General features: G+C 66.7%; 26 protein-coding genes. 12 read left to right on the forward strand and 14 right to left on the reverse strand.

The features are described from left to right. Positions 1 to 157: 157 nt before the first annotated feature. From AC1PQG_RS06780 to AC1PQG_RS06790, 3 genes are all read right to left on the reverse strand, one after another. A complete protein-coding gene (locus tag AC1PQG_RS06780) occupies positions 158 to 712 on the reverse strand; it encodes a hypothetical protein (protein ID WP_481121851.1) in 555 nt (184 codons plus the stop codon). A 4-nt stretch (positions 713 to 716) separates the two neighbouring features. Further along, positions 717 to 1721 carry a sigma-54 interaction domain-containing protein gene (locus AC1PQG_RS06785; protein ID WP_481121852.1) on the reverse strand — a complete coding sequence of 335 codons (1005 nt, stop codon included), beginning with the start codon at positions 1719 to 1721 and terminating at the stop codon, positions 717 to 719. Between the two features lie 147 nt (positions 1722 to 1868). Then, the gene (locus tag AC1PQG_RS06790) at positions 1869 to 2036 is read right to left on the reverse strand and encodes a hypothetical protein (RefSeq protein WP_481121853.1); all 168 of its coding nucleotides are present in this window, start codon (positions 2034 to 2036) and stop codon (positions 1869 to 1871) included. Positions 2037 to 2149: 113 nt separating this feature from the next. Here AC1PQG_RS06790 and AC1PQG_RS06795 point away from each other — a divergent pair, with 113 nt between their 5' ends. The 8 genes from AC1PQG_RS06795 (at position 2150) to AC1PQG_RS06830 (ending at position 8648) form a co-directional block, all read left to right on the forward strand. Further along, complete coding sequence (locus AC1PQG_RS06795) at positions 2150 to 3022, forward strand: MotA/TolQ/ExbB proton channel family protein (protein ID WP_481121854.1); 873 nt, start codon at positions 2150 to 2152, stop codon at positions 3020 to 3022. An 18-nt stretch (positions 3023 to 3040) separates the two neighbouring features. After that, positions 3041 to 3472: an ExbD/TolR family protein gene (locus tag AC1PQG_RS06800; protein WP_481121855.1), complete on the forward strand. Its 432-nt coding sequence runs from the start codon at positions 3041 to 3043 to the stop codon at positions 3470 to 3472. 14 nt (positions 3473 to 3486) lie between these two features. Next, complete coding sequence (locus AC1PQG_RS06805; RefSeq protein WP_481121856.1) at positions 3487 to 3915, forward strand: ExbD/TolR family protein; 429 nt, start codon at positions 3487 to 3489, stop codon at positions 3913 to 3915. Continuing rightward, positions 3912 to 4565 carry an energy transducer TonB gene (locus AC1PQG_RS06810; protein WP_481121857.1) on the forward strand — a complete coding sequence of 218 codons (654 nt, stop codon included), beginning with the start codon at positions 3912 to 3914 and terminating at the stop codon, positions 4563 to 4565. The genes AC1PQG_RS06805 and AC1PQG_RS06810 overlap by 4 nt, the downstream gene beginning before the upstream one ends. Positions 4566 to 4773: 208 nt before the next feature. Then, a complete protein-coding gene (locus AC1PQG_RS06815; RefSeq protein ID WP_481121858.1) occupies positions 4774 to 5286 on the forward strand; it encodes a rhodanese-like domain-containing protein in 513 nt (170 codons plus the stop codon). A 118-nt stretch (positions 5287 to 5404) separates the two neighbouring features. Further along, positions 5405 to 5653, forward strand: coding sequence for a helix-turn-helix domain-containing protein (locus AC1PQG_RS06820; protein WP_374480774.1), 249 nt, complete (start codon positions 5405 to 5407; stop codon positions 5651 to 5653). Between the two features lie 207 nt (positions 5654 to 5860). Continuing rightward, complete coding sequence (locus tag AC1PQG_RS06825; protein WP_481121859.1) at positions 5861 to 6790, forward strand: family 2A encapsulin nanocompartment shell protein; 930 nt, start codon at positions 5861 to 5863, stop codon at positions 6788 to 6790. After that, positions 6765 to 8648 carry a family 2A encapsulin nanocompartment cargo protein cysteine desulfurase gene (locus AC1PQG_RS06830; protein WP_481121860.1) on the forward strand — a complete coding sequence of 628 codons (1884 nt, stop codon included), beginning with the start codon at positions 6765 to 6767 and terminating at the stop codon, positions 8646 to 8648. Before AC1PQG_RS06825 ends, AC1PQG_RS06830 begins: the two co-directional genes overlap by 26 nt. 83 nt (positions 8649 to 8731) lie before the next feature. On the opposite strand, the gene AC1PQG_RS06835 is transcribed toward AC1PQG_RS06830, so the two are convergent. Next, on the reverse strand, positions 8732 to 9625 hold the full coding sequence (locus tag AC1PQG_RS06835; RefSeq protein WP_481121861.1) for a LysR substrate-binding domain-containing protein: 894 nt from the start codon (positions 9623 to 9625) through the stop codon (positions 8732 to 8734). Between the two features lie 75 nt (positions 9626 to 9700). Here AC1PQG_RS06835 and AC1PQG_RS06840 point away from each other — a divergent pair, with 75 nt between their 5' ends. Then, positions 9701 to 10969: an MFS transporter gene (locus tag AC1PQG_RS06840; RefSeq protein WP_481121862.1), complete on the forward strand. Its 1269-nt coding sequence runs from the start codon at positions 9701 to 9703 to the stop codon at positions 10967 to 10969. A 43-nt stretch (positions 10970 to 11012) separates the two neighbouring features. On the opposite strand, the gene AC1PQG_RS06845 is transcribed toward AC1PQG_RS06840, so the two are convergent. Together AC1PQG_RS06845 and AC1PQG_RS06850 are read right to left on the reverse strand one after the other, a co-directional pair. Then, complete coding sequence (locus AC1PQG_RS06845; protein ID WP_481121863.1) at positions 11013 to 11870, reverse strand: pirin family protein; 858 nt, start codon at positions 11868 to 11870, stop codon at positions 11013 to 11015. Positions 11871 to 11957: 87 nt separating this feature from the next. Beyond that, a complete protein-coding gene (locus tag AC1PQG_RS06850) occupies positions 11958 to 12560 on the reverse strand; it encodes an FMN-dependent NADH-azoreductase (RefSeq protein ID WP_481121864.1) in 603 nt (200 codons plus the stop codon). A 102-nt stretch (positions 12561 to 12662) separates the two neighbouring features. Between AC1PQG_RS06850 and AC1PQG_RS06855 the strand changes: the two genes are divergently transcribed. Beyond that, on the forward strand, positions 12663 to 13583 hold the full coding sequence (locus AC1PQG_RS06855; protein ID WP_481121865.1) for a LysR family transcriptional regulator: 921 nt from the start codon (positions 12663 to 12665) through the stop codon (positions 13581 to 13583). An 832-nt stretch (positions 13584 to 14415) separates the two neighbouring features. Here the strand turns inward: AC1PQG_RS06855 and AC1PQG_RS06860 are convergent. Continuing rightward, positions 14416 to 14751 carry a hypothetical protein gene (locus AC1PQG_RS06860; protein ID WP_481121866.1) on the reverse strand — a complete coding sequence of 112 codons (336 nt, stop codon included), beginning with the start codon at positions 14749 to 14751 and terminating at the stop codon, positions 14416 to 14418. Between the two features lie 232 nt (positions 14752 to 14983). Between AC1PQG_RS06860 and AC1PQG_RS06865 the strand changes: the two genes are divergently transcribed. Beyond that, entirely contained in the window at positions 14984 to 15430 is a 447-nt protein-coding gene (locus AC1PQG_RS06865) for a hypothetical protein (RefSeq protein WP_481121867.1), read from the forward strand. Then, on the forward strand, positions 15427 to 15888 hold the full coding sequence (locus AC1PQG_RS06870; protein WP_481121868.1) for a hypothetical protein: 462 nt from the start codon (positions 15427 to 15429) through the stop codon (positions 15886 to 15888). Before AC1PQG_RS06865 ends, AC1PQG_RS06870 begins: the two co-directional genes overlap by 4 nt. 158 nt (positions 15889 to 16046) lie before the next feature. Here the strand turns inward: AC1PQG_RS06870 and AC1PQG_RS06875 are convergent, their stop codons facing one another. The 7 genes from AC1PQG_RS06875 to AC1PQG_RS06905 all read right to left on the reverse strand — a co-directional run bounded on the left by AC1PQG_RS06875 (position 16047) and on the right by AC1PQG_RS06905 (position 25266). Next, positions 16047 to 16430 (reverse strand): hypothetical protein, encoded by a 384-nt coding sequence (locus tag AC1PQG_RS06875; protein WP_481121869.1) that lies wholly within the window; start codon positions 16428 to 16430, stop codon positions 16047 to 16049. Positions 16431 to 16518: 88 nt separating this feature from the next. Beyond that, positions 16519 to 17292: a hypothetical protein gene (locus AC1PQG_RS06880; RefSeq protein ID WP_481121870.1), complete on the reverse strand. Its 774-nt coding sequence runs from the start codon at positions 17290 to 17292 to the stop codon at positions 16519 to 16521. A gap of 128 nt (positions 17293 to 17420) precedes the next feature. Further along, positions 17421 to 18446: an amino acid ABC transporter permease gene (locus AC1PQG_RS06885; RefSeq protein WP_481121871.1), complete on the reverse strand. Its 1026-nt coding sequence runs from the start codon at positions 18444 to 18446 to the stop codon at positions 17421 to 17423. Between the two features lie 47 nt (positions 18447 to 18493). Further along, a complete protein-coding gene (locus tag AC1PQG_RS06890) occupies positions 18494 to 19456 on the reverse strand; it encodes an ABC transporter permease subunit (protein WP_481121872.1) in 963 nt (320 codons plus the stop codon). Next, a complete protein-coding gene (locus AC1PQG_RS06895) occupies positions 19456 to 20505 on the reverse strand; it encodes an amino acid ABC transporter substrate-binding protein (protein WP_481121873.1) in 1050 nt (349 codons plus the stop codon). The genes AC1PQG_RS06890 and AC1PQG_RS06895 overlap by 1 nt, the downstream gene beginning before the upstream one ends. A 95-nt stretch (positions 20506 to 20600) precedes the next feature. Next, positions 20601 to 22061, reverse strand: a complete 1461-nt coding sequence (locus AC1PQG_RS06900; protein WP_481121874.1) for an efflux transporter outer membrane subunit — start codon at positions 22059 to 22061, stop codon at positions 20601 to 20603. Positions 22062 to 22065: 4 nt separating this feature from the next. Further along, complete coding sequence (locus tag AC1PQG_RS06905; RefSeq protein WP_481121875.1) at positions 22066 to 25266, reverse strand: efflux RND transporter permease subunit; 3201 nt, start codon at positions 25264 to 25266, stop codon at positions 22066 to 22068. Between the last annotated feature and the right edge of the window lie 14 nt (positions 25267 to 25280).

Consider the following 25280-nt stretch of genomic DNA (forward strand, 5'->3'; position numbering starts at 1 on the left):
CGATCGGCCAAACACCTGAAATCCCATGATGGGCGGCGTTTTCATCTGCATTCCTGCGCAGTGGAAGGAAATGGCGGTGACCGGGCCGGCTGGCCGGAATGGGTTGATTTGCCAGCATGGCTGTTGTGGGGCTGTTGGCTGCCCAGCAGGCGCGGGCTTATTCGTCCGGCCGGAAACTCCATTTCGGGCTGAGCAGCAGGGCGGCCAGGGACAGCAGGCTGATCAGGATCGCCGAGCCGAGTAGCAGGATGTTGTCGCCGAGGCGTTCCGGATAGATGCTGAGGCCTGCCGCCAGGCCGATGCCATTGCCGCCCGCCACCAGCACGGCGGCCGCGAAATCGTGGAAGCGCCGCGCCTTGTTGGCACCGGCGGCCCATTGGGGATCGGTGTTGTAGCTCGGCAGGCCATGGCTTTCGAGTTCCAGCCGCTCCAGCGACGACACGAAACGGCGCAGATTGGTAATGGCCCGCTCGGCCTTGAAATTGAGAAAGGCCAGGCAGGTGGACGCTACCGGGAAACCGAGGATCAGCCATTCGACCGGCACATGCCCGGCAATCACGCCGGGCTTCAGGGCGACGAGGGCTGCCAGCATGCTGACGACCAGCGTTACGTAAAGCGCCAGCGCCTGCTGGCGCTGGGCGATACGGGCATTTATTTCCTGATAGGCGGCAATGAAACGGTAATTGGCGTCGACGTAGGATTTGCCGGCCATCGCTTCAGTCGATCAGTTGCATGCGCTTCAGGTGGGTGCGCAGCACATTGCGGGATATGCCGAGCAGGCGCGCGGTGCGGACCTGGTTGAGATGTTCCCATTCGTAGGCGGTATTGATGGTGTGGTCGACGATATGGTCGAACAGGCCTTCCTTGCCTTCCTCGAAAAGATTCTTCAGGTAGCGCGTGAACGAATCCTCCAGGTCGGCCGGCGTGGCCGGCTGATCGCGCGGCGTGCGGTCGATCTGCGGGCCGAGCAGATGCAGGTCGTCGGCCTCGATCTGCCGGCCATGGAAGACCAGCAGCGCCCGGTGGATGACGTTTTCCAGCTCGCGGATATTGCCCGGCCACTGATATTCGAGCAGCGCCCTTTCCGCCTGCGTGGAAATGCCCGGTTCGGCAATGTCGAGGCGCGTGGCGTATTTGTGGATGAAATGGCGGGCCAGCGGAAGAATGTCGCGGGGGCGCTCGCGCAGAATTGGCAGGTCGAGGGAAACGACTTTCAGCCGGTAATACAGATCCTCCCGGAAACGGCCTTCGGCAACGGCTTTTTCCAGGTCCACATTGGTTGCCGCGATCAGGCGCACATCCACCTTGACCGGCTTGCGCGCGCCGATGCGCACCACTTCGCCTTCCTGCAGCACGCGCAGCAGCTTGACCTGCATCGGCAGCGGCAGGTCGCCGATTTCGTCGAGGAACAGGGTGCCGCCATTGGCCGCTTCGAACCAGCCGGCCTTCGAGGTCATGGCCCCGGTGAATGCGCCCTTTTCGAAGCCGAACAATTCGCTTTCGAAAAGGGTTTCGGAAAAGGCCCCGCAATTGATGGCCAGGAAAGGCTGGCCGGCCCGCAGGCTGGAAAGATGAACCTGGCGCGCCACCAACTCCTTGCCGGTGCCCGTTTCCCCGATGATCAGGATATTGGCGTTGCTCGGCGCCACCCGGTCGATCAGGGACAGTAGTTGCAGCGAACGCGGGTCGGCAAATACGACGGCGCTGGCACGAATGGACATGGAAACCGAGCGCGGGTCAGGGAACGTAATGATGTGCGGGGCGTGGTTCATTTTTCGTCAAGACCGGGGTTTTATTGGCGCTCATTGTAGGTATGGAGTTCCCCCATTAGTAACAAAGAATTTCTGGAATACATATCTGCGCCTTTGTCAGCACAACTGTTGGCTGTGCACCAGCAGGTGTGCTGAGCGATCAGCAAGTGAATTGGCGGTTTTCTTTTCTGGATTGGCATTGTTTTGTTTTTTAAGTGTTTTTAATTCTGGCATGGAGCGTGCGAGATGAGCGGAGAGGGCGTTTTTCGATTCTGCCTGTGGCAATTCCTTATTCGGATTGTGAATTAGCTTATTCCGTCCGACGGCCTTTTTGCCTCTTTCCTCGATATTTCGGTGCCTTGTCTTGCCGATCCTGTTTATCAGTTTGGAGAATTAGCATGTTCAATTTTGAGATAACCAAAGGACGTTCCCGCATTTCGGCCGTCATCGCTTCGGTCATGATCGCCGCTTCGGGTGCCTCCTTCTCCGGCTCGGTGCTGGCCCAGCCGAGCGCCGCAGTGGCTCCGGCCGAATCCGCGGCACCGGCTGCCGCGCCGTCCGCTGCCGTGGGCACCGACCTGCACGCCGGCAAGCCGGCAGCCACCGAGTCCGTCGACAACCCCTACGGCCTCGAAGCCCTGTGGAAGGGTAGCGACGCGATCACCAAGACCGTGCTGCTGATCCTGCTGTCCATGAGTATCGGCAGCTGGTACATCATCGTCGTCAAGCTGCTGGAGCAGGCCAAGATCGGCCGTCAGGCCAAGAAGACCACTGACAGCTTCTGGAATGCCGGTTCCGTGCAGCAGGGCGCCGAGAACCTGGAAGGCTCCAGCCCCTTCCGTTTCATCGCCGAAGCCGGTATCGAGGCGACCAAAAAGCACGACGGCCTGTTGCAGCACGTCGGCTTCAACGAGTGGGTGACGCTCAGCATCCAGCGCGCCATCGAACGCATCCAGAGCCGTCTGCAGGGTGGCCTGGCCTTCCTGGCGACGGTCGGCTCCACCGCCCCGTTCGTCGGCCTGTTCGGTACGGTGTGGGGCATCTACCACGCGCTGACCGCCATCGGCGTAGCCGGCCAGGCGTCCATCGACAAGGTAGCCGGGCCGGTGGGTGAGGCGCTGATCATGACCGCCATCGGCCTGGCCGTCGCGGTGCCGGCGGTGCTCGGCTACAACTGGCTGGTTCGCCGCAACAAGAGTGTGCTGGACGACGTCCGCGCCTTTGGCAGCGACCTGCACTCGGTCATCCTGGCTTCCGCCAGCAAGGCCTGAGCGCCGGAGCAGAACGCCATGGCCATCAGTGCAGCACCCGCCGAGGGGGATGACGACGCCGTGATCGCCGCGATCAACACCACGCCGCTGGTGGACGTGATGCTCGTGCTGTTGATCATCTTCCTCATCACCATCCCGGTCGCCACCACATCGGTGGCGGTCGAATTGCCGAAGGAAACCGTCGAGGTCCGGGAGTCCAAACCCGAGAATCTGGTCATCTCGGTGGACAAGAGCAACGCCATTTTCATCCAGGATTCGAAGGTCGCCAGTACCGGGGCGCTGGTGGAGCATCTGAAGAAGGTTTCCGCGCTGCGTCCGCAGCCCGAAGTCCAGATCCGCGGCGACCTGACGGCCCAGTACGAAGGCGTCGGCAAGATCCTGTACGCGTGCCAGCGCGCCGGCATCGCCAAGGTGGCCTTCATCACCGAACCGCCGGCCCGTGGCGGCTGAAAGGGAGCGAAATCATGGGTATGAACGTAGGTTCGAGCAGTAGCAGCGACGCCGAGGTGATGGTGGACATCAACACCACGCCGCTGATCGACGTGATGCTGGTGCTCCTGATCATGCTGATCATCACGATCCCGATCCAGCTGCACGCGGTCAATCTGAACCTGCCGGTCGGCACGCCGCCGCCCAGCGACGTGAAGCCGGAGGTCGTGAAGATCGATGTGGACGCGAAAAGCGTCGTGCATTGGCAGGGCGTTCCGGTGGTCGACGGCGCCGATCTGGAGCAGAAGATGAAGGACGTCGCCGCGCTGGCGACCCAGCCTGAAGTCCATCTGCGGCCCGACCGGCATGCCCGCTACGAAGTGGTGGCGGGCATCCTGGCGGCGACCAAGCGGGTCGGTTTGAGCAAGATTGGTGTCATTGGCAGCGAGCAATTCATAGAATGAACGCGATCACCGCAAACAACTACAGTTTTCAGCCCAAGGCGCCGGAGCGCAAGGCGACCGGGCTGATCGTCGTCGTCGGCCTGCACGTCGTCCTCGGCTATGCGCTGGTGTCCGGCCTGGCCCGGGAAGTCGTCAAGGTCATCAAGAAGCCGCTGGAGGCGGCGGTGATCCAGGAGGTGACGCTGCCTCCGCCGCCCCCGCCGCCGAAGGTGGTGAAGGTGGAGCCGACGGTCAAGCCGAATACGCCGCCGCCGCCGGCCTATGTGCCGCCGCCCGATGTGGCGCCGCCGGTCGCCGCGCCGGTGATCGCCGCCGCCACACCGACACCGCCGGCCGAGCCGCCGGTGATCGCGCCGCCGGCACCGCCCGCGCCGCCGGCACCGGTGGCAGCACCCAAGCCGGTGCGCGCCGAGATGGCCGCCAGCTGCCCGACCCAGGTGCGTCCCGAGGTGCCCCGCGGCGCCGAAGGCGTGACCGGCGTGGTCAAGGCCCAGGCAGTCATCCGTGGCGGATCGGTGCGCGAGGTGACGATCCTGTCCGGGCCGAAGATCCTCCACGGCGCGGTGCGCAACGCCATGCTGCAGTACAAGTGCGTGGCCAGCGACGGTGAGATCGTGGCGACCCAGCAGTTCGTCTTCGAGGCCGAATAAGCCTCAGCGCAGTTCGACAAGCAAGCAAGACCAGACCGCCCGCGCCCGTCGCGGGCGGCTTGCTTATCAGTATTCGTGCAGTGCATATGAGGCGCGAGCTGCAACGCTTCTGAAATCTTCTTGGTTCGTTCCGCCGGAGCGGATCGTTAATGTTCTCCCGTCAGCCGGCCACATCAGGTGCCGGCCATTCACTTGCGGGAGAACGCTCATGCTCGATACCTCCATCGATTCGGCTTCTGCGGACAGTGCGACAGCACCCTCCGGCGGCAGTGCCGACATCGCCGAAACCCTTCTCGATAACGCCCGCCAGCAGGCCCTGGCGGACGGCCTGGCCTATGCCGGTGGTCTTACGCCGACCGACGCCTGGCAGCTCGTCGCCGACGGCCGCGCCGTGCTGGTGGACGTGCGCACCGCCGAAGAGCGCAAGTTCGTCGGCCATGTGCCGGCCGGCATCCACGTGGCCTGGGCGACCGGCACGTCGATGAACCGCAATCCGCGCTTCGTGAAGGAGCTCGAAGCCAAGGTCAAGAAGGACGCGCTGGTGGTCTTCCTCTGTCGCAGCGGCAAGCGTTCCGTCTCCGCCGCCGAAGCGGCTGCCAAGGCCGGTTTCGTCAATGCCTTCAACATTCTCGAGGGCTTCGAGGGTGACCTGGACGGCGAGCAGCGCCGCGGCACGCTCGGCGGCTGGCGCCTGCGTGGTCTGCCGTGGATCCAGGACTGAAGCCGCTTCCGCTCTCCTGCGGGGCGGGCTGCCGGCGGACGCCGCCGTGAAGTCCGACCCACAGGGGAGCCGTCCCCGGAGCTCTGAGCCCGCACCGACTCATACAAGGACCCACCCCATGCTCACATCCATCGGCCTCTCTGGCCTGGCCAACCGTTTTGGCGCCCTGGTGCGCCGCCTGCGCGAAGAGCGCGACTGGTCCCAGGAACAGCTCGCCGAATACGCCGACCTCAACCGCACCTATGTCGGCGACCTGGAGCGCGGCAAGGCCATGCCGTCCCTGCTCACCGTCGGCAAGCTGGCTTATGCCCTCGGTCTGCCCGCGTCCGCGCTGATCGCCCGCTTCGAGGGCCTGGCGGCGGAGTGACGCCGGGCCCGCGGGGCGAATCCGATCCCTGCGGAGCGTGGTGGCTCCCGTCCTCGTCAGTCCCACGACAACACTCAATCGACTCACCAAGGCCCGCCGCCCGGGCCTTTGCCGTCTATAGCCGGTTGAAGCGAAGGAGTCCGGAAAGGACACTCGCTTATCTCCAGATTTCATAACGATTCCATTTTTAATTCATAAGGAGCTCCCATGGCCGACCATATCGATGTTCCGACTGCCCTTGGCGACAATGCCGCCCGGCAGTTGGCGAATGCCACCAAAACCGTTCCGCAGCTTTCCACGATCTCCCCGCGCTGGCTGGTGCACCTGCTGCAATGGCTGCCGGTCGAGGCCGGTATCTACCGCCTGAACAAGGTCAAGAACCCCCGCGACGTGCGCGTGGCCTGCTCGCAGCGCGACGAGTCCGAGCTGCCGCAGACCTTCGTGGACTACGACGAGGCGCCCCGCGAGTACTTCCTGAATGCGGTCACCACCATCCTCGACGTGCACACCCGCGTCTCCGACCTGTACAGCAGCCCGCACGACCAGATCAAGGAACAGCTGCGCCTGACCGTCGAGACCATCAAGGAACGCCAGGAAAGCGAACTGATCAACAACCCGGACTACGGCCTGCTGGCCAACGTGTCCGACGAGCAGCGCATCTCCACGCTGACCGGCGCGCCGACTCCGGACGACCTGGACGACCTGATCACCAAGGTGTGGAAGGAGCCCGGCTTCTTCCTGGCCCACCCGCTGGCCATCGCCGCCTTCGGCCGCGAATGCACCCGCCGCGGCGTGCCGCCCCCGACCGTCAGCCTGTTCGGCTCCCAGTTCCTGACCTGGCGCGGCATTCCGCTGGTGCCGTCGGACAAGGTGCCGGTCGAGGACGGCAAGACCAAGATCCTGCTGCTGCGTACCGGCGAAAAGCGCCAGGGCGTGGTCGGCCTGTTCCAGCCCGGCCTGGCCGGCGAGCAGAGCCCGGGCCTGTCCGTGCGCTTCATGGGCATCAACCGCAACGCCATCGCGTCCTACCTGATTTCGCTGTACTGCTCGCTGGCCGTGCTGACCGAAGACGCACTGGCTGTCCTCGATGACGTGGAGATCGGCAAGTACCATGACTATCCCGACACCTACAAGTGAGGGGCTCGCGGCCCTGGGCGGTAACGTACCGGCGGGCGTGCCCGACGAGAGCGTGCTGGCCCGGCTGGCCGGTGAGTTCTTCGCTGCGCTGCCCAACGGGCTGCCGGGGCCGAACAGCCTCGGCGGCTTCGGTGCCGCCGCGCCGCAGCCCGAGGTGCCGCCGGAGATCCGCCTCGGCGACGTCGGCCCGCAGCTGACGGCCGCCGCGCCGGTGGCGCCGGTCGCCGCCGAGTCGGTGCCGCTGGATCACGCCAGCGCCGCCGGCAAGGCCGGCAACCCCGCCCTCGGCGTACCGGAAGCCTACGCGGCCGCCTTGCCGACCTTCAGCCCGCCGGCTTCGCCGCCGCCGCTCGCGCCGTCCACACCCTATTACTTTCTGGGTGAGGCGAGTGCCGTGCAGTCGGTGCCGCAGGGCGCGCTGCCGGTCGCCGAGAACCGCGTCGTGCCGCAGTCCTTCGGGCTGCCGGGCGAGGCCGAGCTGCATTCGATCCTGGCGGAGATCGCCGGTGATCGGCGTGCCGCCGCGGCGCCGACGGCCAGCGCGCCCGGGCATTTCTACTTCCTGGACACGGGGCTTGAACCCAGCCGCCAGGCGGAAGCACCCAAGCCCCAGCCGTCGGCCCATCCGGCCTTCGACGTGCAGGCGGTGCGCCGGGATTTCCCGATCCTGCAGGAGCGGGTCAATGGCAAGCAGCTGGTGTGGTTCGACAACGCCGCGACAACCCACAAGCCGCAGGCGGTGATCGACCGGCTGGCCTACTTCTACCAGCACGAGAACTCCAACATCCACCGCGCCGCGCACGAACTGGCGGCACGGGCGACGGACGCTTACGAAGGGGCGCGCAGCAAGGTGGCGCGCTTCCTCGGCGCGGCGTCCACGGAGGAGATCATCTTCGTGCGCGGGGCGACCGAAGGCATCAACCTGATCGCCAAGACCTGGGGCTGGAAGAATGTCGGCGAGGGCGACGAGATCATCGTCTCCCACCTGGAGCACCACGCCAACATCGTGCCCTGGCAGCAGCTCGCCGCCGCCAAGGGCGCCAAGCTGAAGGTGATTCCGGTGGACGACACGGGCCAGGTGCTGCTCGACGAGTTCCGCAAGCTGCTCACCAGCCGCACCAAGATCGTCTCGGTGACCCAGGTCTCCAACGCCCTCGGCACCGTCGTACCGGTCAAGGAGATCGTCGCGATCGCCCACAGCGCTGGCGCGGTGGCGGTGGTGGACGGCGCCCAGTCGGTGTCGCACATGCGGGTGAACGTGCAGGACATCGGCGCGGACTTCTTCGTGTTCTCCGGCCATAAGGTCTTCGGGCCGACCGGCATCGGCGCGGTGTATGGCAAGCGCTCCGTCCTCGAGGACATGCCCCCGTGGCAGGGCGGCGGCAACATGATTGCCGACGTGACCTTCGAGAAGACGATCTACCACGCGCCGCCGACCCGTTTCGAGGCCGGCACCGGCAACATCGCCGACGCGGTGGGGCTTGGCGCGGCGATCGACTACGTGGAGCGCATCGGCATGGACAACATCGCCCGCTACGAGCATGACCTGCTGGTCTATGCGACGCGCGGCGTGCTGACCGTGCCCGGCCTCAAGCTGATCGGCACCGCCCGGGACAAGGCTTCGGTGCTGTCCCTGGTGCTCGACGGCTACCGGCCCGAGGAAGTCGGCCGTGCCCTCAACGAGGAAGGCATCGCGGTGCGCTCCGGCCACCACTGCGCCCAGCCCATCCTGCGCCGCTTCGGCCAGGAAGCCACGGTGCGGCCGTCGCTGGCCTTCTACAACACCTGCGAAGAGGTCAACGCCCTCGTCGCGGTGCTGCACCGGCTGGCCCGCGGCAAGGGACGCATCGGGCGCTGAGCCTGTCTCGCGTTGTCTGCCCGATGAAGCCCCTGGAAACCGTGTGTTTCCGGGGGCTTCGTCCGTTTACCGGGGGCGCGTCGTCAGCCTTCGCGGGCCGGCTCCAGGTTGGACAGGAACTGTTCCACCAGCGGATTGCGGTCGCCCTTGCGGGTCGCCACGCCCAGCGACAGGTAGGCGCCGGCGTCGCTGACCGGCAGGTAGCGCACGCCCTCGATGCGCACGCATTCCAGCGGCGCCGGCAGCAGGGCCACGCCGAGGCCGGCGGCGACGAGGCCGATCTGCGTGGTGGCCTCGCCGGCGATCTGCACGATGCGCGGCTCGAAACCGGCCTTCAGGCACAGCTCGCGGAGCAGGATGGTGAGGCCGGTGCCGACCGTGATCGGATAGGTGATGAAGCCCTCGCCGTGCAGGTCGGCCAGGCTCAGCACCGGGCGGCTGGCGAGCGGATGGGCGGCGTTGATGACCAGGCGCAGCGGATCGTTGTGGATCTCCCGTACGTCGAGGCCGGCCGGCGTTTCCAGCCCCGTGTAGCGCACGAAGCCCAGGTCCAGCTCGCCGGCCTCGATGGCCACGTACTGGTCGGGGGTGAACATTTCGCGCAGGTTGAGCGTCACGTCCGGGCGCTGCTCCCGGTAGCGGCGGACGACGTTGGGCAGCACGGCGGTGAAGGGCAGGGACGAGGTGAAGCCGATCTTCAGCTCGCCCACCTCGCCGCGGGCTACCCGGCGCACGTCGTCCGCCGCGCGCCCGGCCTGCTCCAGCACGCGGCGGGCGTGCTCCAGGAAGCGCTGGCCGGCCGGCGTCAGCGCGACGCGGCGCTTGGTGCGCTCGAACAGCTGCGCGCCCAGCTCCTCCTCCAGCGCCTGGATCTGCTGGCTCAGCGGCGGCTGGCCGATGTGCAGGCGCTCGGCGGCGCGGGTGAAGTTGAGCTCCTCGGCGACGGCGACGAAGTAACGCAGATGGCGCAGCTCCATATATATCTTTGAAGTATTAATTGGGTCGGTAATATATATTGGACTGGTGGTTTTGCGCAGGACTAGCATGGCCCCATGCAAACCGATGCCTCCTGCTGCGAGCTTCCCGCCCAGCAAATTCCGTCCCGCCCGCGCGCGGAATCCGCTCCCGAACGCAGCGTCATCGCCGACAAGTTGCACGCCGGCACGGCCGAATACCGGCGCGCCTGCCTGGCCCTGTTCCTCGGCGGCTTTGCCACCTTTTCGCTGCTCTACAACCTGCAGCCGCTGATGCCGCTGCTGGCCCACGGCTTCGGGCTGAGCCCGGCGGCGGCCAGCGGCGCGGTGTCGGCGGCGACCATCGCGCTGGCGGCGGCGCTGATCCCGGCGGCGATCCTTGCTGACCGTGTCGGACGCAAGCCGGTGATGGTCGGCGCGCTGTCCCTGTCCACGGTGTTCACGCTGGTCGGCGCCTTTGCCGGCGACTTCCACAGCCTGCTGGTGTCGCGGGCGCTGCTCGGCCTGACCCTCGCCGGCCTGCCAGCGGTGGCGATGGCCTATCTCAGCGAAGAATTCGCGCCGACCTCGCTGGCGCGGGCGATGGGCCTGTACATCTCCGGCAACGCGCTGGGTGGCCTGTGCGGGCGTTTTCTTGCCGCGCTGATCGCCGAACACGCGGACTGGCGCGTGGCGCTGATCTGCCTGGCGGCTTCGTCGATGCTGACCACGCTGCTGTTCTGGCGCCTGCTGCCGCCGTCGCGCCATTTCCAGCCGATCCAGGTGGCGGTGGCCGACGTGCTCGGCAACGCGCGCAAGACCTTTGCCGATGGCGGCCTGCGCCTGCTGTTCGCGATGGGTTTCCTGCTGATGGGCTGCTTTACCAGCCTCTACAACTACCTGGGCTTCCGCCTCGTGGCGCCGCCGTTTTCCTTGAGCCCGGCGCAGATCGGCATGGTCTTCCTGCTCTACCTGGTGGGCATCGTCGCCTCCAACCTCGGCGCGCGGCTGGTCGACCGCTTCGGGCGGGTGGTGACGCTGCGGGCGATGGTGGCGCTGATGCTGGCCGGGCTGGCGATGAGCGTGGCGCCGCAGTTGCCGGTGCTGGTGGTCGGCGTGGGGATCTTCACCTTCGGCTTCTTCGCCGGCCATTCGGTGGCGGCCAGCTGGGTGGGGCGCCGTCCGGCCCCGGCACGGGCCCTGGCGGCGGCGATCTACCTGTGTTGCTATTACTTGGGGGCCAGCCTGATCGGCACCGTGTCCGGGCTGGCCTGGCAGTTCGACGGCTGGATTGGCGTGGCGGGCTGCCTGGGCGGCGGCCTGCTGGTGGCGGTGGTGATCGGCTGGCGCCTCGGCCGCGTCGTCTGACGCGGCCGGGCTCCGGCCTTGCTGGAAGGATTCAGGCCGGTAATCAGGCCAGCTCGCCGGCCTGGTAGTCGGCGAGGGCCTGCTCGATCTCTTCGCGGGTGTTCATCACGAAGGGACCGTACTGCACCACCGGCTCGCCGAGGGGCTTGGCGGCCAGCAGCAGGAAGCTGGCACCGTCCGGCCCGGCGCTGACTTCGATGCGCTCGCCGGCCGACAGCACGCCGGCCTGGCGGGCCTGCAGCACCTTGCCGGCGCCGTCCGCGCCCACCGACAGGCTGCCGGCGTAGGGGTAGAGGAAGGCCGTGTGGCCGTCCGCCACGCCCTGGGCGAAATGCTCGCCGGCGCCCAGGCGCACGTCGAGGAACAGCGGCGCGGTGCTGATGCCCTGGATCGGGCCGGGCACGCTGCTGCCGTCGGCGCCGTCCAGTGCACCGGCGACCACCTTCACTTCACCGCCTGCCACCGGCACGGTCGGAATCTCTTCCGGCTGGATGTCCCGGTAGGCGGCCGGCTTCATCTTTTCCTTGGCCGGCAGGTTGATCCAGAACTGGAAGCCATGCAGGCGGCCCTTGTCCTGCAGCGGCATCTCCGAGTGGATGATGCCGCGCCCGGCGGTCATCCACTGGGCGCCGCCGGCGCGCAGGTGACCCTTGTGGCCCAGGTGGTCCTGGTGCTCGAAATCCCCCGCCAGCATGTAGGTGACCGTCTCGAAGCCCCGGTGCGGATGGGGCGGGAAGCCGGCGATGTAGTCGTCCGGATTGTCCGACGCGAACTCGTCGAGCATCAGGAACGGGTCCAGGCGCAGGAAGGGGCTCTGACCCAGGCTGCGCCGGAGCTTCACGCCGGCCCCGTCGGAAACGGGGATGGAGGGAATGATCCTGTCGAGGCTGCGGATGGTCATGATGGTCTCCATTGGGGTTGGGGATGCCGTGCGAGGGTGCGGGCGGCCGCCGGGCGGCGCGCTCGCCCCTCGTCTCTCAAGGCGGGATCAGGCGGCGAGGGCTTCGAGCGCCTTGTGGGCGCCGGCCAGGGCTTCGGCCTTGCTCTCTTCGCCCATGTTCAGGCCTTCAGCGTAGACAAATTCCACGTCGGTGATGCCGATGAAGCCCAGGAAGATCTTGATGTAGTCGGTCTGGACGTCGTACGGGGTACCGGCGTAGCGGCCGCCGCGGGTCGCCAGGACGTACACCTTCTTGCCGGTGACCAGGCCTTCCGGGCCGTTGGCGGTGTAGCGGAAGGTGACGCCGGCGCGGGCGATGTGGTCGAAGTAGGCCTTCAGCGTGGAGGGCGTGCCGAGGTTGTACATCGGCAGGCCGATCACGATCTCGTCGGCAGCCTTCAGCTCGGCGACCAGCGCATCCGAGAAGTCCACCACCGCCTGCTGCTCGGCCGTGCGCTCTTCCGGCTTGGCCAGGAAGGCGCTGAAACGGGCGCCGTCCAGGTGGGGCACCGGGTTGGCGGCCAGGTCGCGGCTCACCACCTGGGTGTCCGGGTGGGCGGCGACGCGGGCGGCCACGAAGCGCTCGGCGAGCTGGCTGGACTGGCCTTGGTTGGCGAACAGGCTGGCGTTGATCTTCAGAAGGGTGCTCATTTGGTCTCTCCGGGTGATGTGTTGGTGTGTGTATTTAATGATTTACCGAGAAGATAAAAAAGACGAAGATTTCGTTTAAATCTATCGAATGAGCTGATTGATATGGCCGTGCCCAACCCGCCGTCCGCACCCGTCCCGCACATCGCCCTCGAGCAATGGCGCGCCCTGATCGCCGTCGTCGAGGCCGGCGGCTACGCCCAGGCCGCCGAGGTGCTGTTCAAGAGCCAGTCGGCGGTCACCTACGCGGTGCAGAAGATCGAATCCCAGCTCGGCGTGCGCGCCTTCGAGATCCAGGGCCGCAAGGCCGTGCTGACGCCAGTCGGGCAGATGCTGTACCGGCGCGCGCTGGCCCTGGTGGAGCAGGCCAGCGACCTCGAACAGGCGGCGCGCAAGCTGTCCGCCGGCTGGGAAGCGGAGATCGGGCTGGCGGTGGAGATCGTCTTCCCGCCCGACGTGCTGCTCGACTGCCTCGCCCGCTTCGGCGCGGAAGCCCCGCGCACGCGCATCGAGGTCATCGAGTCGGTGCTCGGCGGCACCGGCGAGGCGCTGCTCACCGGCCAGGCCGACATCGCCATCACGCCCCACGTGCCGCCCGGCTTCCTCGGGCGACCGCTGATGCGCATGCGCATCGTCGCCGCCGCCCATCCCGACCACCCGCTGCACCAGCTCGGGCGGACCCTCGGCGAACAGGACCTGCGCCCCCACCGCCGCCTCAACGTGCGCGAGACCAGCTCCACCCGCGACAAGCGCAGCCTGATCCTGGAAGTGGAGCAGCGCTGGACCTTCAGCAGCATCGCCACCTCCATTGCCGCCGCCTGCGCGGGGCATGGTTTTGCGTGGTTTCCGGAGCCGCGGATTGCGGCGGAGCTGGCTGATGGGCGGCTGAAGATTTTGCCGTTGGGGGGAGCGGAGGTGCGCTGCCTGGAGATGTATCTGGTGGTGGCGGACCCGGATTTTGCGGGGCCGGGGGTGAGGAGGTTGGCGGAGATTTTGGGGGAAGCGGTGGCGGGCTTGGAGGGCTAACTGGCCTCCAACCGGGGGACCCAATTCCGTGGGGTCGAATTCATTTGACCTCGATGCTTTCAGCCCTTGCCGGCGCAAGTTTGTGCCTTGCTGGCCGGCTTTCCGTTTTATCGGCTTGAATTGGCCGGGACTCGCCCCGGCGGGCGACCTTCTTTCTTGCGTCGCCAAGAAAGAAGGCAAAGAAGGCGACCCGTGCTTCACCGGTCGTCCGCGTTGCGGACGACTGCCCTGCGCTGCTCGCAGCAGGCGGCCGTCGCGGAACTCGTCGGCTGCGCCTCCTCAGACAGCCGCGCCGGACTTCCCCGCCTGCTGCTGTGCTGCTCGGCGGTTCAGGACGGGCTTTTTGTGGGCACCGAGCCTTTGCTGGGGTTTGAGCGGTTGCTGGGGGCATGCGTGGAAACGGCTGTTGGCTTTGACGGTGGCCGTTTCGTGCTGGCAGAGGGTGTTCGCGAGTTGGCTGCTGTCTTGCCGGTGTGTGGGTTGGTCTGGCGCGTTAGCGCCTACTCGTCGCGCGGGAGTGGAACGCAGTCATCCGTCATCGGATGGTTGCCTTCCATTTTTCGGATGCAGGCATCGAAAGTTCGGATCGCGAGATCCAATGTTCGGACTCGGAGATCGAAGTTTCGACCCAGTCATCCGAAGTTTCGATCTCTGAGTCCGAAACTTCGGTGGTTGAGGTCGAAATTTCGGTGATGGAGATCGAAGTTTCGGAGCTTGAGTCCGAATTTTCGGATTCGGAGGCCGAAAGCTGGAAAGTTGTTTTCCGATTTCGCTATTCAGGGATCAATCGCACGGTGGGCGTGTCCCTACGGTGGACAGGTCTGCGGCTTGTTCACTGACAACGCTTGTCCCAACCGGCTACCGTCATGCGCTTCACGTCCTCTCCGGAAACGTATAGCGACAGGCACCGTCGTTTCCTGTCTCGGTACAGCAATACGCACTGGCCGATATCCATCGCGCAGCCGACAACCTCCTGATACCCGGCACGGTAGAGCATTTCCTCCGTGGTAAGCCTTTCGCTGACGTTACGCACCGGTTTCCAGCCTTTCGCGATGATTGCGGCTCTGGCGGATTTGAGTGATTGGCCTTTAGTCAGGAACGAGTCTCGGGCATGGGATTGGGTTGCGAGGAGAGCTGGCAGCAGGAGCAGGGGAAGCAAGGGCTTCATGTTTTCTTCATGTTTCGGGATTGAGCCGGTATTGGCCGGAGGCCGCTATGGTGCGTGGAGGATGAGCTATCAGCCCTTGCCTGGGGGCTTTCCGTTTTATGGTCTTGTCTGGGCGCGCCGCCTGCAGCCTGTTTGGCGGCCTGCCTACCAGCCTGGAAGAAGACTACAGTAGCGGATGCAATATACCGATGGTATGGGCCTGCTCATTGGCTGTGGATATAGGAAAGAAAGCATGCGGTTCCCCGTTCTACTGTGCAAACGCGACGCGTTGGTCGTGGTGCGTAGGGACTTCTTCGAACGCGTCGGTCGGCTCGATGAGGACTCAGGGCAACTTGATTTGAATGTTGCCCGCGATGGTCGAGCGGGTTCCCGGTGGATTCTGGACCGTGAAGGGGCGTTGTATGGACTGATCTCCAAGGGCGTTGCACCTGCAAGCTGGTGGCAGACCCTGGGTCTTCGCCGCCGCCGCGAACGTTTCAAGATCGAACCGGCGGTCGCCATCACCGCAACCCAATTGGCCCATCTCATATCCGGTTTGCAGGACATCTCGGCGGATTTACCCAACGTATCAGACCTCCAAAGGGTGCTGGCCGGCCTGCCGTCAGGCCAGGTCCTGACCGCGGAGAGCCTGAGCGGTTATTTCGGTGAAGTCGGACGGGAAGTTGCAGGTCATCGATGATTGTTCGTGCAATCGAGTTTCCGGTCCTTGGTATTTCATCGCCTGGCAAAGGGCGGCGCTACGCCTTTGTAGCGCGGACCCGTGATGAAATGCGTGAGTGTCCGCTTCATGCCTATTGGTCTGGCATGCTCAAAGACCAGTACTTTGTGGATAGCGCGGGGCGGTGCTTCGACGCGAAGAACATTCGTTTCGTTGGTTTGGACATCAAGCGTATGCGGGAAGTAGGGTACGGCGCATCAATCGTCTCGGCCTTATTCTCGGGGTTGAACGTGCCAGTGCTGTTGGAGTTCGAACTTACAGAGAGAGGCTCGGTGGACCTGGATGCATTGAGAAGCACTCTGGCGCAATGCCTGGATTCGTTTCCCCGCTGCTACATGCACCGCGCTAGCCTGCAAGTGATCAAGGACAAGCTGCAACGCGCTCGCTGCATTGCGGACTTGGCCGCTGCGATTTCTTAGCGGGACTTGCTTTACGTATCGTCGGTCGATTAGCGGATGAGCGGCTGCCCGATGGAGATCGACTGCGGGATTGTGTTCCTGACAGGCATGTCCGTAAGTTTGATGGAGCCGCCTCTTGTTATACGAAGTGGGTGTTGTTGCTCTGGGTATTCAGTGCGTCACTCAGGCAATCTGAACTGTCCGTTTTCGAACCATGAGACGTCATACCCCTGCTTGAGGAGCACTGATCGGGTCACGGGCTGGCCAGGGGTCTGGGCGCGGTCAAGGTATTTGACCAAGGTGCTTTCGTCTTCGCTCAGTAGATGGCTGATCTCTTCACAGTCACACTGGGCGATGAGCTTGAAATCATCCTTTACGCGAACACGATCGTCGGCGGGGTCACGCGACAATTGACGGATCAGAAGACCACAGCGCATGGCGTGGTCGACATTGAAGGGCAATACGACCAGATTGCGTAATGGAAGGTCGTTGATGGCTTGTTTGACCTGGAATTCCGAGATGACGATGTCGATAGATACATGGGTATCTGCCGGGAGACGCATTCACGGAAATACTGTTGGGCGGCGGCATGGTGCGGCCTGGAGGGATCGGCCAGCGTTATGAGGAAGCTGGTGTCCAGCAGGGCGCTATTCAATGCTCGCCCCCCCGCAATTCATCCACCCAGGCCGTGGCATCGCTCACATCTTTCCAGGCGCTTGCCCCGCGACGTGTCAGGCGTTCCAGGTCGGCTTCGTCAACCTGATTGACGTACTCCACAAACTCCACCAAGCGGGCATTGCGTAGCTCGCGGGTGAGGACGTTGTACTCAGCCTTGATGCGGAGCATGGCCGTCTTGTACAGCCGATTGACCTTGTCTTCCCGCAGCAAGCTCTTGTCCGTGGTGACTCTCAGCGTGGAGCCGTCCGGTAGCCGAACGTGCGCATTGGCCTTGGTGATTCCGCCCAGATCCTGAATTTCGCCCCGTATGTAGCGTTCAACCTGAACCCACTGGTCGGCGTCATCGCCACGGTAATCGGAATCCGCACTGACCACGACAGGGCGTGACAGGAAGGGGGCCGAAATCCTGTAAGCCAGACCGCGGGTCTGGCGCGCAGTTTTTTGCCAGCGCTCCACGACCTCCTTCCGCTTGGTGTCGAGGCTGTCCAGCAAGTCACCGTTCAGCATGGCTTGAAGGTCGGCAAACAGTCGGGGCGCCACCGGTATGGGTGCTGTCTCGATGGCCAGGGATCCCTTGCGGACCGCTACTTCCAGATTCTGCGTGTCGACCTCTTTGGTTTCACCCCGGAGGAAACTCTGCACATCGTCGGTGAAGCGTGCCAAATCCGCCAGGCGAACACGATCTAGGGTGGTTTCGAAACCTCCCGATTGGTCATCGAGTGCCAAGGTAATGCGCTGTACTTCCATGAATTCATTCTACGAGCAACGGCGCTTAAAGTAACTCGCGCGTTATGCGAGTTGGTGTGTCGTCTGTCGATTCAGGCCCATGAAATGGGAAGCTGCCCCGCAAAGGCTCCAAAGCCTAAAAAGTAGCTTCAACCCCCCAGCCGCCGGCTGACCCGCCCCAACACCCAACACCCCACCCAATACACCCCCGCAATGAACAACCAAGCCTCCAGGTAGAACGGCCGCCATTCCGGGTCGCCGGAGAGGGCTAGGCTGAGGGAGCCGGTGAGTTCGTAGAGGCTGACCACGGTGACCAGCGAGGTGTCCTTGAACAGGGCGATGGCGCTGTTGGCGATGGACGGGGCGACGGCGCGCAGGACCTGGGGCAGTACGATCCAGCGCTGGGTCTGCCAGAAGCCGAAGCCCAGCGCGGCGGCGGCGTCGAGCTGGCCGGGGCGGATGGCCTGCAGGCCGCCGCGGATGATCTCGGACAGGTAGGCGGCGGCGAACAGCACGATGGCGATCAGTACGCGCCACAGCATGTCCAGCGCCAGGCCTTCGGGGAAGAACAGCGGCAGCAGGAAGGATGCTGCGAACAGGGCGGCGACCAGCGGGATGCCGCGGGCCAGTTCGACGCAGGTGGTGAGCACGGCGCGCAGCACTGGTAGCTGTGAGCGCCGGCCGTAGGCGACGGCGATGCCGAGCGGCAGCGCGCCGGCCATGCCGGCGCCGGTGAGCAGCAGGGTCAGCGGCAGGCCGCCCCATAGTTCGGTGGGCACCGGCGTGAGGCCGGCCACGCCGCCGCCGAGCAGTGGCAGGGCGACCAGCGGCGGGGCCAGCAGCAGGGCGGCCAGCGTTTTGCCGGGCAGGTGGCGGAAGGCGGCCAGCAGCCAGCCGGCACCGATCAGGCCGGCGGCGAGGAGGGGGCGCCAGGCTTCCTCGTCCGGATAGCGGCCGAGGAGGATGAAGCGGGCTTTCTCGACGATCACGCCCCAGCAGGCGCCGCCGTGTTCCAGCGCGGTGCAGGCGGCGGCGTCCGGGGCGAGGCGGGCGTTGGTCACCGCCCAGCGCAGCAGCGGCGGCAGCCACAGCAGGGCGGCGGCCAGTACGGCGAGGCTCAGCAGCGCGTTGAGGGGATCGCCGAAGAAGCGGCGGCGCAGGGCGCTGAGATTCATTGGACGAGCGCCCCCTTCGGGCGGCCGGGCGGGGGCGTTCCCCCCGCTCATGCCGGCCCCCCGCGCAGGCTGCGCTTTTCCAGCCGGTGACTGACGGCGGCGCCGAGCAGGGACAGCAGCAGGTACACGGCGATCACGATGCTCAGGCATTCGATGGCGCGGCCGCTCTGGTTGAGGCTGGTGCCGGCCACCGCCATCAGGTCCGGGTAGCCGATGGCCACCGCCAGCGAGGAGTTCTTGAACAGGTTGAGGAGCTGGCTGGTGGTGGGCGGCAGCGCGGCGCGCCAGGCCTGCGGCAGCAGCACCAGCAGGAAGGTCTGGCGCGGTGTCAAGCCGAGGGCGAGGGCGGCGGTGCGCTGGCCGGCGGGCAGGGCGAGCACCGCACCGCGCAGGGTCTCGGCGATGTAGGCGGCGCCGTAGATCGCCAGGCCGAACAGCAGGGCCAGGTATTCCGGGGTCAGGCTGGCGCCGCCGTCGATGCCGAAGCCGGCGGGCTCCGGGATCTCAAAGCCGCTGTCGCCCCACCACGGCAGGGCCAGCCCGGACTTGCTAAGGAACACGCCGGGCGCCAGCTGCAGCGGTGCGTCGGCGGCCGGCAGCAGGTCGGTGAGGATGAAGTACCAGGCCAGGAGGTGCAGCAGCAGCGGCACGTTGCGGATCGCGTTGACGGCGGTGCCGGCCAGGCCGCGCACCAGCGGGTTGTCGGCCAGTCGCCCGAAGCCGAGCAGGATGCCCAGGCCCAGCGCCAGTGCGGCGCCGGGCAGGGCCACGCGCAGGGTGTTGAGCAGGCCGGCGACGAAGGCCCGCAGCGTGGTGTCGCTGGGCTCGAAGGGCAGCACGCTCTCGCCAAGGGAGAAGCCGGCTGGCTCGAGCAGGAAGTCGAAGCCGCTGCGGATGCCGCGTTCCTCCAGGTGGGCGCGGGTCGTCGCCACCAGCAGGCCGAGCAGGGCCAGCAGCGCGACGATCAGCAGCGCCTGCACGGCGCGGGAGGTGGACTGCGGCCGGGCCATCAGCGCAGCGGCAGCGCGTACAGGATGCCGCCCTTGCTCCACTGGGCGTTGAGGCCACGCGGCAGCTTGAGGGGGGAGTCCGGGCCGACGTTGCGGTTGAAGATCTCGCCGTAGTTGCCGACCGCCTTCACCGCCCGCGCCGCCCAGTCCCGGTCGAGGCCGAGGTTCTTGCCGAGGTCTTCACCCACACCGAGGAAGCGCTGCACGGCCGGATCGGTCGACGACTTGAGGCTGTCCACCTTGGCCTGGGTGATGCCCAGCTCTTCCGCCTCGATCAGCGCATTGACGGTCCATTTGACGATGGCGAACCATTCGTCGTCGCCGCGCCGCACGGCCGGGCCGAGGGGTTCCTTGGAGATGATCTCCGGCAGGATCACGTAGTCGTCGGGGTTGGGGGCTTCCTTGGCGCGGATGAAGGCCAGCGCCGAGGCGTCGGTGGTGTAGGCCTGGCAGCGGCCGCTGAAGAAGGCCTTGATGGACGGCTCGAACTTGTCGAAGACCACCGGCTTGACCTTGATGCCCTGGGCGCGGGCGTAGTCGGCCAGGTTCTTCTCGGTGGTGGTGCCGGACTGCACGCAGACCTCGGCGTTCTTCAGCTGCTTGGCGCTGGTCACCTTGGTCTTCTTGGCGACCAGGAAGCCCTGGCCGTCGTAGTAGGTGACCGCCGCGAAGTGCAGGCCCTGGCCGGCATCGCGGGTCAGGCTCCAGGTCGTGTTGCGGGACAGGATGTCCACCTCGCCGGACTGCAGCGCGGTAAAGCGTTGCTGGGAGCTGAGCGGCACCCAGCGCACCTTGCGGGCGTCGCCGAGGACGGCGGCGGCAATGGCCTTGCAGACGTCCACGTCGAGGCCTTTCCACTGGCCCTGGCTGTCGGCCGCCGAGAAGCCGATGACGCCGGTGCTGACGCCGCAGGCGAGCTGGCCCTTGGCCTTGATGGCGTCGAGGGTCTTGCCGGCGAAGGCCGGCGTGGCAAGGCCGCCGAGGGCGGCCAGGATGGACAGGCTCAGGACGCCGGCGAGGCGCCCGCGGAATGCGGAAAGTCGGGACATGGCGAGCGGAGGAAGAAGGCCGATGCCCCGTAGCTTAAAGGGCATCGGCCTCCTGGTGCAAAGCAGCACCGGCGACGCACGGGGCGCCGATTGGTTCAACCGGACACAGGCGTCCAGCCGCCGCCGAGGGCGCGGATCAGGTTGACGGTGGCCCGCGCCCGCTCCCCGTCCAGCCCGACGGCGAGGCGCTGTTGCTGCAGCACGCTGCGTTCCGCGTCGATCACGTTGAGGTAGCTCACCGCGCCTTCCCGGTATTGCAGGCGGGCCAGGCGGGCGGCGCGCTCGGCGGCGCCGACGGCGTCGTCCTGCTCCCGGTGCTGGTCGCCGAGCAGGCGCAGCTGGGCCAGGTTGTCCTCCACCTCGCGGAAGGCCTGTAGCACCGTCTGGCGGTAGCGCGCGGCGTCTTCCACGTAGGCCGACTCGGCCTGCTTGAGGCCGGCCTCGCGGGCGCCGCCGTCGAAGATCGGCAGGCTCAGCGCGGTGCCGACCAGCGGGCCGAGCACGAAGGTCCGGCTGGCGTACTTGAACAGGTCGCCGACGCCGCCGGCCTCGTAGCCGGCCGCGCCGGTGAGGGACAGGCGCGGGAACCAGGCCGATCTGGCAACCCCGATGCGGGCGTTGGCGGCGGCCATGCCGCGCTCGGCGGCGGCGATGTCCGGCCGCCGTTCGAGCAGCGCCGACGGCAGGCCGGCCGGCACGCCGATGGCGAGGCGGCGCAGCGGCATGGCCTGCAGGCTGAATTCCGCCGGCGACTTGCCGAGGAGGATCGCCAGCGCGTGCTCGGCCACCGCCCGCTGGCGGGCCAGGCCGAGGGATTCGGAGCGCGCCGCGGCGAGTTCGCTGCGGGCCCGCGCCAGGTCCAGCTCGGCGATGTCGCCCTCGTCGAAGCGGCGCTGCAGCAGCTGCACGGTGTCGGCGCGTAGCTTGACGGTGTCCACGTACAAGGCCTGGGCGGCGTCCAGCTCGCGGATCAGGAAGTAGGCCTGGGCCACGTCGGCCTGCAGGGCCAGCAGGGTTGCGCCGAACAGCGCGCCGCTGCGCTCGGCGTCGAGGCGGGCGGCGTCCTCGGCGCCGGACAGGCGGCCGAACAGGTCCACCTCGTAGGCGACGGTGGCCTGGCCGCGCCACAAGGTGCTGGTGCGCGTGTCGGCGTCGGCGGCGAGGCCCTGGGAGGCCGGCGACGGGCGCTGGCGGGTCGGGCCGAAGCCGACGCCGACCTGGGGCAGGCGCGCCGCGTGGGCGGCCTGTTCCAGCGCGCGGGCCTGGCCCAGGCGGGCGGCGGCGGCCACCAGGTCCGGGTTGGCGGCCACCGCGTCGCGCTCCAGGCGGTCCAGCGTGGCGTCGCCGAAAACGGTCCACCACTCGCCGCGGGCGGCGGTGTCGGCCGGCTCGGCGGGCTTCCAGTTGGGATCGGCGGCGGGCGCCTCCTTGTAGGCGGCGGGCAGGTTCAGCGCCGGCTTGTCGTAGGTCGGCGCCACCGAGCAGCCGGCCAGCACCAGCAGGCTGGCGAGCAGGCCGAAGGCGCGGCGGGGCAGGGGAAGGGCGTGCAGGTTCATCGTCTTACTCCTGGCCGGCATGGGCGGCGGCCGGTTGCACCAGCAGCGCTTCGTGATGGGCCGCCGAGTGGAGGGGATGGCGCTTGTCGAGGGTGCGCAGCAGCACGTAGAACACCGGCGTCAGGAACAGCCCGAACAGCGTCACGCCGAGCATGCCGAAGAACACCGCGATGCCCATCGCGTGGCGCATCTCCGAGCCCGCGCCGGTGGAGGTGACCAGCGGCACCACGCCCATGATGAAGGCGATGGAGGTCATCAGGATCGGCCGCAGACGCAGGCGGCTGGCGTCGATGGCGGCCTGCAGCGGGGTGTGGCCCTGCAGTTCCAGCTCGCGGGCGAACTCGACGATCAGGATGGCGTTCTTGCAGGCCAGCCCGACCAGCACCATCAACCCGATCTGCGTGAAGATGTTGTTGTCGCCGCCGGTCAGCCATACGCCGGTGAGGGCCGCCAGGATGCTCATCGGCACGATCAGGATCACCGCCAGCGGCAGGGTCAGGCTCTCGTACTGGGCGGCCAGCACCAGGAAGACCAGCAGCACGCTGATCGGGAAGACCCAGATGCCGGCGTTGCCGGCCAGGATCTTCTGGTAGGTGAGGTCGGTCCATTCGAACTTCACGCCGCGCGGCAGGGTTTCGGCGGCGATGCGCTCGGCGGCCGCTTCGGCCTGGGCCGAGGAATAGCCGGGCGCCGGCCCGCCGTTGATGTCGGCGGCGGTGAAGCCGTTATAGCGCACTACCATCTCCGGCCCGTAGCTGGGGGCGACCCGCAGCAGGGACGCCAGCGGCACCATCTCGCCGCTGGCGTTGCGAGTCTTCAGGCGGCCGATGTCCTCCGGCTGGGCGCGGAAGTCCGCATCCGCCTGGGCCCGCACCTGATAGACGCGGCCGAAGCGGTTGAAGTCGTTCACGTACAGGGAGCCCAGGTAGATCTGCAGCGTGTCGAACACGTCGGTGACGGCCACGCCTTGCTGCTTGGCCTTGGTGCGGTCGAGGTCCACATCGAGCTGCGGCACGTTGATCTGGTAGCTGGAGAACATCGGGCCCAGCTCCGGCGCCTTGCTGGCCGCCGCCATGAAGGCCTTGGCGGCCTTGTCCAGCTCGGCGTAGCCGACGCTGCCGCGGTCTTCGATCTGCATCTTGAAGCCGCCGAGGGTGCCCAGGCCCATCACCGGCGGCGGCGGGAAGACGGCCGTGAAGGCTTCCTGGATGGACGCGAACTGCTGGTTGAGGGCGCCGGCGATGGCGCCCGCCGACAGCTCTGCCCCCTTGCGCTCGGCAAAGGGCTTGAGGGTCACGAAGACGATGCCGGCACTGGCGCTGTTGGTGAAGCCGTTGATGGACAGGCCGGGGAAGGACACTGCGCTCTCCACGCCGGGATGCTTGAGGGCGATGTCGCCCATGCGGCGGATCACCGCCTCGCTGCGGTCGAGGGAGGCGCCGGCCGGCAGTTGCGCGAAGGCCACCAGGTATTGCTTGTCCTGGGCCGGCACGAAGCCGCCGGGCACCACGTAGGAGATGCCCACCGTGAGGGCCAGCAGCAGCCCATAGACGCCCATCGCCGAGGCCTTGTGGCCGATGACGCCGCGCACGCCGTTGCCGTAGCGCTCGCTGCCGCGCTGGAAGACGCGGTTGAAGCGGGCGAAGAAGCCGCCCAGCCAGCGCTGCATCTGCACCGTCAGCCAGTTGGGCTTGGCATCGTGGCCCTTCAGCAGCTGTGCGGCGAGGGCCGGCGACAGGGTCAGGGAGTTGAAGGCGGAGATCACCGTGGAGATCGCGATGGTCATCGCGAACTGCTTGTAGAACTGGCCGGTGAGGCCGGTCATGAAGGCCAGCGGCACGAACACCGCGACCAGGGTCAGCGCGATGGCGATGATCGGCCCGGACACTTCGCGCATCGCCCGGTAGGTGGCTTCGCGCGGCGTCAGGCCGGCCTCGATGTTGCGCTCGACGTTCTCCACCACGACGATGGCGTCATCCACCACGATGCCGATGGCCAGCACCATGCCGAACAGGGACAGGGCGTTGATGGAGTAGCCGAAGCCGAGCATCAGCGAGAAGGTGCCGATGATGGACACCGGCACCGCCAGCAGCGGGATGATCGACGCGCGCCAGGTCTGCAGGAACACGATGACTACCAGCACCACCAGCGCGATGGCCTCCAGCAGCGTGGTGACCACCGCCTTGATGCTGGCCCGCACGAACTGGGTCGGGTCATAGACGATGCTGTACTGCACCGACGGCGGGAAGTCCTTGGCCAGCTCGGCCATCGTCTGACGCACCTGGGACGACACATCGAGGGCGTTGGCGCCGGGCGTCTGGAAGATCGGGATGGCCACCGCGGGCTTGTTGTCGAGCAGCGCGCGCAGGCCGTATTCCGACGCGGCCAGCTCGATGCGGGCCACGTCGCCGAGACGGGTGACGCCGCCGTCGGGGGCGGTCTTGAGGATGATCTGCGCGAACTCCGCCTCGTCCTTCAGGCGGCCCTGGGCATTTACGTTGAGCTGCAGCGGCGTGCGGCGGTCGTTGGGCGGCGCGCCGATGACGCCGGCGGCCACCTGCACGTTCTGCTCGCGGATGGCCTTCACCACCTCGGCGGCGGTGAGGCCGCGCTCGGCCACCTTGCCGGGGTCGAGCCACACCCGCATGGCGTAGTTGCCGGAGCCGAACAGGCCCACTTCACCCACGCCCTGGATGCGCGCCAGGCGGTCCTTCACGTTGAGGACCGCGTAGTTGCGCAGGTAGGTCATGTCGTAGCGGTCGTCCGGCGAGGTCAGGTGCACCACCATGGTGATCGTCGGGGTGCTCTTGGCGGTGGTCACGCCGAGGCGCTGCACGTCCTCCGGCAGGCGCGGCAGGGCCTGGGAGACGCGGTTCTGCACCAGCTGCTGGGCCTTGTCCGGATCGACGCCGAGCTGGAAGTTGACGGTGAGGGTCAGGTTGCCGTCGCTGTTGGCCTGGCTCTGCATGTACAGCATGTTTTCCACGCCGTTGATGCTCTCCTCCAGCGGCGCGGCCACCGTCTCGGCGATCACCTTGGGGTTGGCGCCCGGGAACTGGGCGCGCACCACCACGGAGGGCGGCACCACTTCCGGGTATTCGGCGATGGGCAGCTTGAAGGCCGCCAGCACGCCGGCCAGCAGGATCAGGATCGACAGCACGCCGGCGAAGATCGGGCGGTCGATGAAGAACTTGGATATGTTCATGGGGGTCTCCGGTG

The organism is Zoogloea sp. GDB6 (assembly GCF_056724105.1).